The sequence below is a fragment of the Nostoc sp. CmiVER01 genome, assembly GCF_034531135.2.
Taxonomy (GTDB): domain Bacteria; phylum Cyanobacteriota; class Cyanobacteriia; order Cyanobacteriales; family Nostocaceae; genus Nostoc.
This window is the reverse complement of sequence record NZ_JAVRBU020000016.1, coordinates 112,315-119,171: the sequence shown is the minus strand read 5'-3', so window position 1 is coordinate 119,171 and position 6,857 is coordinate 112,315. Positions and strand designations below refer to the sequence as shown.

Genomic DNA, 6,857 nt, shown 5'->3' with positions numbered 1-6,857 from the left:
TGAACGCATGGATTGGTTTTTTGGTATAGATATGGGGATTTATCATGACCCAGATTTACCAGCGATAGTCCCAGATGGATTTTTGAGTTTGGGCGTAGAGCGATTTTACGATGAAGGACTCCGCCCCAGTTATGTGCTTTGGGAAGAAAAGAAATTACCGATATTAGTGTTGGAGGTGGTATCTCAGACATATCGTGGTGAGTATTCGACCAAAAAAGTAGAGTATGCAAGATTGGGAATTTTGTATTATGTAGTTTACAATCCGTTTCGTCGCCGCAAGCCACGTTTAGAAGTTTACAAATTAGTTAATAATGTTTATGAATTTCAAAATGGTAATCCTGTTTGGTTGCCAGAAATAGGTTTAGGAATTGGTATCGAACGAGGAATTTATCTAGGCATACCACGGGAGTGGATGTATTGGTATAACCAAGAAGGACAAAGGTTTTTAACATCAGAAGAAAAGGAAAAACTTGCAGAACAAAAAGCTCAACAAGCACAGCAAGAAAACCAATTATTACGAGAACGGTTGCGATCGCTTGGCATAGATCCTGATTCTTTCACCTAAATTGCTATCAAAATTCATTTATAAAATAAAGATGTACTAATAACTGAGGAACGGTAAATCCATCATGGTAAATTACGATCCATCAGCTCGTTTGCCCTCTTCAAAAGAACTACCTGACTCTGACGATACCCCAGTAGATAATCAATTACAAAAATCAATTCCCGATTTACTCAGAAGCGTATTAGCAATGGCTTGGGCAGAACGCATGGATTGGTTTTTTGGTATTCGCATGGGTATGTATTACGACCCAGGTTTGCCAGCGATAGTCCCAGATGCGTTTTTGAGTCTGGGCGTTAAGCGATTTTATGATGAAAATCTCCGTCCCAGTTATGTGCTTTGGGAAGAAAAGAAACTACCGATATTAGTACTTGAGGTGGTATCTCAGATATATCGCGGTGAGTACTCGACTAAGAAAGCAGAGTATGCAAGATTGGGGTTTTTGTATTATGTAATTTACAACCCACTTCGTTGCGACAAGCCACGTTTAGAAGTTTACAAATTAGTTAATAATGTTTATGAATTTCAAGATGGTAATCCTGTTTGGCTGCCAGAGATTAGTCTAGGAATTGGCATAGAACAGGGAACTTATCTAGGCATTCCCCGCGAGTGGATGTATTGGTATAACCAGCAAGGGCAAAGGCTTTTAACACCACAAGAACAGGCACAACTTGCTCAACAACGCGCCCAATTATTAGCAGAAAGATTAAGATCGCTCGGTATAGATCCTGATTTAATCTAATTATTCAGAAACATAGATCCCCGACTTCTTCGAGAAGTCGGGGATCTGGACACCGCGATACATTGAGATTTGGTGTAAAGTCCAAACATATAAATATTTTTATCGTTAGACATCGCTTGGCATAAATCCTGATTCTTTGTCCTGAATTGCTGTAAAGACTCATCAACGAAGCTCAAAGATTCATTAATGGAGTTCAAAGACTCATTCACGAGTATAAAAGACTCGTCCACGAGTATCAAAGACTCTCGCACGAGTATAAAAGACTCGTCCACGAGTATAAAAGACTCGCTCACGAGTATCAAAGACTCATTACAGCAATTTTCATTTATTTATAAAACACTCTCGCGTTCTTCTCTGCGCCTCTGCGCCTTTGCGTAATACAACAAATCTTTCCGTTCTGTAATTACGAATTACAAATTACCCTATTGAGGCTTGCACTCACACTTTCAGCATCCGGTGATTTCAATTGCTGCAAAATCTCTAAAGCTGGTTGCAAATAGGATATCGCTTTAGTGTATTCACCCTGTTGTTCTGCCAAATGTCCTAACCACCACAGAGTATTTGCTTGAGTTCGGACATTACCAATGCGTTGAGTTATTTCCAAAGACTGATTGAAAAGTGCGATCGCTTGCTCCACATCCCCTTTGTTGGCGTAGATACTTGCCAGTTGGTGCAACGTTGCTGCTTTACCTTTGACATTACCAATGCGTTCGTTGATGATTTCCAAAGACTGATTGAAAAGTGCGATCGCTTGCTCCACATCCCCTTTGTTGGCGTAGATAAATGCCAGTTGGTGCAACGTCATTGCTTGAGTTCGGACATCACCAATGCGTTGAGTTATTTCCAAAGATTGATTGAAAAGTGCGATCGCTTAATCCACTTCCCCTTTTTTGGCGTAGAGAATTCCCAATTGGTATAACGTCGCTGCTTTACCTTGAACATTACCAATGTGTTCATTTATTTCCAAAGACTGATTGAAAAGTGCGATCGCTTCATCCACTTCCCCTTTGTTGGCGTGGATACCTGCCAGTTGGTGCAACGTCGCTGCTTTGCCTTGGACATCTCCAATGCGTTCTTCTATTGCCAAAGACTGATTGTAGAGCGCGATCGCTTGATCCACTTCCCCTTGTTTAGCGTAGATATATCCCAAATTGTTCAACGTCGCCGCTTTGCCTTGGACATTACCAATGCGTTCAAATATTTCCAAAGACTGATTGTAGAGTGCGATCGCTTCATCTACTTCCCCTTTATTGGCGTAGATATATCCCAGATTGTGCAACGTCGCCGCTTTACCTCGGACATCACCAATGCGTTGAGTTATTTCCAAAGACTGATTGAAAAGTGTGATCGCTTCATCCACTTCCCCTTTATTGGCGTAGATACCTGCCAGTTGGCGCAATGTCGCTGCTTTGTCTTGGACATTACCAATGCGTTCATTTATCTCCAAAGACTGATTGAAAAGTGTGATCGCTTGATCCATTTCCCCTTGGTCGGCGAAGATAGCTGCTAAATTGTGCAATGTCCCTGCTTTGCCTAGGACATAACCAATGCGTTCATCTATTTCCAAAGACTGATTGTAGAGTGCGATCGCTTGATCCACATCCCCTTTGTTGGCGTAGATACGTCCCAGTTGATGCAACGTTGCCGCTTTGCCTTGGACATCTCCAACGCGTTCTTTTATTGACAAAGACTGATTGAAAAGTGCAATTGCTTGATCCACATCCCCTTTGTTGGCGTAGATACGTCCCAGTTGGTTCAACGTCGCCGCTTTGCCTTGGACATTTCCAATGCGTTGAGTTATTTCTAAAGACTGATTGTAGAGTGCGATCGCTTCATCCACTTCCCCTTTGTCTGCTTTTAGTATCCCTAAATGATGATAAATTGACGCTAATTTTGCTTCGTCTTCTGTGGGACAAAGATTTAAAGCTTGTTCGTAATAGTTTAATGCTCGATCAACTTCACCCATTGCGTGTTCGCAACAAGCAATTTCTCTTAAAACACTATGGTTTTTAGTAATTTCTAAGGTTGATTTGCACAGATGTATTGCTTCCCGAAATCGACTTTGACGCCGCAAGCGATTCGCCAATGAACTAGCTATTTTCCCCGCAATGTCTTCATCCTTCCCCAACAAAGCCAAGCGATGAATTTCTAACTTTTGCGCCTCCGTAGCAGTTTCCCCCTTCCACCACAGACGATACAAAATTTGTGCAGCTTGTTTATACAACTCTTCACCTCTAGGGTTTTCTGGAAACTCTAGCAATGGTGACAAAATCCGGGGAACACGATACAACCTCTCTGTGTTGTTGGTGAGGGTAACTTCCAACAAACCCAAAATTTCAGCGCGTTGAAGATGACTTTCCCAACTTGAGATATCCTCACAAATCGGGGAAATCGCAGCTAGAGGAACAGGTAACTCATACACCAACAACTTCCCCAGCATAAGACGCAAAGCTGGAGTTTGCTGCTTCAGCAATACCTGTGCCAAAATATCCTCACGAAATTCCTTTTCCTTATCTGCCATCTTTTGCAGAATCATCTCAACTCCCCTCTCCGCTTCCAGCGACTTCGGGGAATTTTGCAAAATCTTATCTAACCATTCCAACAGCCGAGGATTTCCGTCTGCTGCTTGTTTGGCACGTTCGGGCAAATCTGGTTGAAATTGCCAACTGCCATTAAACGAATCCAGACGATTATACTTTTTAATTAAATCTGCCCCAGCCAAAGCCCCCAGAGGTTCGCGGTACAGACGATGATTCAGTTCCGACAATGTGAAATTGTAGCGACAGGTAATAATTACCTTGTGGGGAAGTTGGGAATTTTGCATCGCCTTCAGCAACGCCAGCAGTACATTCACAACTTGTGGTTGCAAGACATAAACCCCATTTCGTAATTCCAAATTTGCCTCAAAGTCATCCAGCACAAAGGCAAAGCGCTGTTCTTTGGTATTGAGTCCATCAGTGAAAAACTTGGTAAGGCGCTGCATCAAGGGTAACTTGCCATTGAGAATTTCATGCCCCCGTTCCGAGGTACATTGTTCAGCAAGGGTTTTGAGCAGTTTGTCCTCATCGAGTTGCCGAAAGTTCACCAGCCTGTGATAGCCAACCATCCTTTCCAGAAGTCGCGCCGTCACAGTACTCTTACCCACACCCCCCAGTCCGTGAATTAGTACCCCTAATGAAGTGCAAATCGCTTTGAGACAACGTTGCAAAGTCCGCCGTCTGCCAACAAACTCAGAGGGTTTCGCCACCCGCACCTGTTGGGTATCGGGATCTAAAAACTGTTCATAAGCAGGTTCCGGCACTGAGGGTGGCAAATCTCCCAACACATCCACCAACGCACCGGGACATTCTCCCTGGACATATAACCGTAACAAATGCCAGTCACGCACTTTCTGTTTAAACAACTGCTGGTAAGTGCTAGCGAGTGCTTCAGCTAATTGATATCCGGCTGCCAATTTCCCGTAGAGGTGCGCGGCGGCGGCTGTAGCTGTCCGGTCTTCCACAGGTCGCCCCCAACTTAAAACCGCCCTAGCACCTTGTTCAATAAGTGCCTCAGCCATAGAAGGGACAGCACCTTTATCTGCTGCTTGTCCAGTCCGACACCCAGACAAAAACACCAATTTAGGAAAGCGAAACCGAAAGACTTCCGCCAGTTCTGCGGCTGTGGTTTCGTGGCGTTCCCCGATTTCCGTCTCAGTGATAAAGTAAGGCGTGTAAGGTGCTTCAGCTTTAATTGAGGCGTGTCCTGTAAGATGAAACACATCAAAGTCATCAAGATAGCGACTCCACACCTTACCCAACTCGCTAACGCAACCGCTTTCTTCCACCCGCAAATCTACAGCAAAATCTCGCGTATCTGCCAGAATTTTCGCTTCTTCCTGTTCAAACTCTAACTTTGGTTCCACATCTTCCGGGTCGGTTGCCATAAACAATACTCGCAATTGTCGTGCTTCCACAGAAAACGGTTCCGTTTCTTTTTCAATCCAGCGCAGAGGTAACACCACTGGATTAACCCGCTTGACCAAAAAATCCTCACCATCATGCAGCACTTCCCAAGGTAGATATGCCAGTTTTTGATCGGTATCAATGGCAATTACCAACCCCTCACCGCGACAGTTAGCAATTCCCCGACTCAACCAGCGTCCATCACCATCCAACCAAAAAAATAACTGCTGCCCGATTCCTTGTAAATTGGGCAGCAGTTTATAGTAATCTCGTTCTCCTTGCTTGAGCAAATTAGCGATTTCTGCCAATTTCAGACGACGTGATTCATAGTGCTTTATTTGAGGTAGCCAATACCTGAGTTCAACTGTTTCCTGCGTACTTTCCCGAAGTTGAATGCGGATAGTTTGCACTTATTTGCTGATAGATTTGAGGATTTCCGTGATTTCCTCTATAGTAGCTTCTTCGAGTAAAATCCTGTTTCCAGTCTCAGGGTCAAGAATTACCACATCAAATTGCTTACCTGGATGGGATTTCTGCCATTCTTGATACCATTTGCGAATTTGTTCAGCTAAAGCTGCAACACCACCCACAATGCCGACAATAGTAGCAATGGCGGCGAGAGTTCCCTCTCTTTGCGTCGGAACTTCATAGCTTCCCGATATTCCAGGGATTTCTAGCAATGCTTCAGCTGCTGTTGGTGCGTCTTCGCCTTCGATTCCGATTTGAATTTGTGCCATAAGGTTATCTAGGAATTTATACAGTATTTTTATCTCACGCAAAGGCGCAAAGCAGAAAGGATTTCTAAATTATTTATTTTGTGTTGTACCAATTATCTAAAATAAGGCAACAGACGTAGCGAATTATCTTTAGAAAACCTCCGCGTACCTTTGCATTGAAAAAAATTAGGATTTGAAACAGTACTAGCAATGTAGGAGCATCATTATCAATTACTTTAAGTCTTTTTTTAGCAGGTGAACAATATGGTTCAGACTCCAGTTAAAAAACTAACTTTTGAAGAGTTTCTAGAGCAATACCCTGATGGTGGCATTTACGAACTGATCAACGGAGAGATTGTACCAGTGGAGCCAACTAGAGCGCATAAGAATGTGGCAAGGTTTTTAATGCTTGTCTTCAATGATGAAATTAGACGCTTGGGACTTGAATATATTGCTGACAAAGATGTGATTGTTAGGACGTTTACTGATATTGGGGAAGAACGAGGTAGAAATCCAGATGTGGGTGTAGTTAATGCATCACAGTGGAACAGCAATGTTCTAGCATACGGGGCGCTGATTGAGCCGATTCAACTTGCTGTAGAAGTCACGTCAACAAACTGGGATGATGATTATGTTGACAAACTAGATGAATATCAGCGACTTGGTATCTCTGAATATTGGATTGTAGATTATTTAGCGATCGCTAGTCGCGCTTATCTCGGTAATCCTAAACTCCCCACGATTTTCGTTTACCAATTGGTTGGGGATCAATACCAAGTTCAAAAGTTTACCGGCAATGACCGCATTCTCTCTACTACTTTCCCCGAACTAGCGTTAACTGTTAAACAAGTTGTAGCTGCAAGTCAAATCCAAAAACTATGATAAGTTTCAAA

6 protein-coding genes are annotated in these 6,857 nt (G+C 43.2%); 3 read left to right on the top strand and 3 right to left on the bottom strand.

Translation table 11 applies throughout. The features are described from left to right. The coding region (locus RMZ43_RS26395; RefSeq protein ID WP_428850928.1) for a Uma2 family endonuclease at window positions 1–565 on the top strand (565 nt) is incomplete at its 5' end. 64 nt (window positions 566–629) lie between these two features. Next, complete coding sequence (locus tag RMZ43_RS26390; protein WP_322648222.1) at window positions 630–1,304, top strand: Uma2 family endonuclease; 675 nt, start codon at window positions 630–632, stop codon at window positions 1,302–1,304. 403 nt (window positions 1,305–1,707) lie between these two features. Here the strand turns inward: RMZ43_RS26390 and RMZ43_RS26385 are convergent, their stop codons facing one another. From RMZ43_RS26385 to RMZ43_RS26375, 3 genes are read right to left on the bottom strand one after another with little or no spacing between them, the layout of a single operon-like run. Beyond that, complete coding sequence (locus RMZ43_RS26385) at window positions 1,708–2,172, bottom strand: tetratricopeptide repeat protein (RefSeq protein ID WP_322652613.1); 465 nt, start codon at window positions 2,170–2,172, stop codon at window positions 1,708–1,710. Window positions 2,173–2,175: 3 nt separating this feature from the next. After that, window positions 2,176–5,658: a tetratricopeptide repeat protein gene (locus RMZ43_RS26380; RefSeq protein WP_322652565.1), complete on the bottom strand. Its 3,483-nt coding sequence runs from the start codon at window positions 5,656–5,658 to the stop codon at window positions 2,176–2,178. Next, window positions 5,659–5,985, bottom strand: coding sequence for a hypothetical protein (locus RMZ43_RS26375; RefSeq protein ID WP_322652566.1), 327 nt, complete (start codon window positions 5,983–5,985; stop codon window positions 5,659–5,661). Window positions 5,986–6,228: 243 nt separating this feature from the next. On the opposite strand from RMZ43_RS26375, the gene RMZ43_RS26370 reads away from it, so the two are divergent. Further along, window positions 6,229–6,846 (top strand): Uma2 family endonuclease, encoded by a 618-nt coding sequence (locus RMZ43_RS26370; protein WP_322652567.1) that lies wholly within the window; start codon window positions 6,229–6,231, stop codon window positions 6,844–6,846. Window positions 6,847–6,857: the final 11 nt, after the last annotated feature.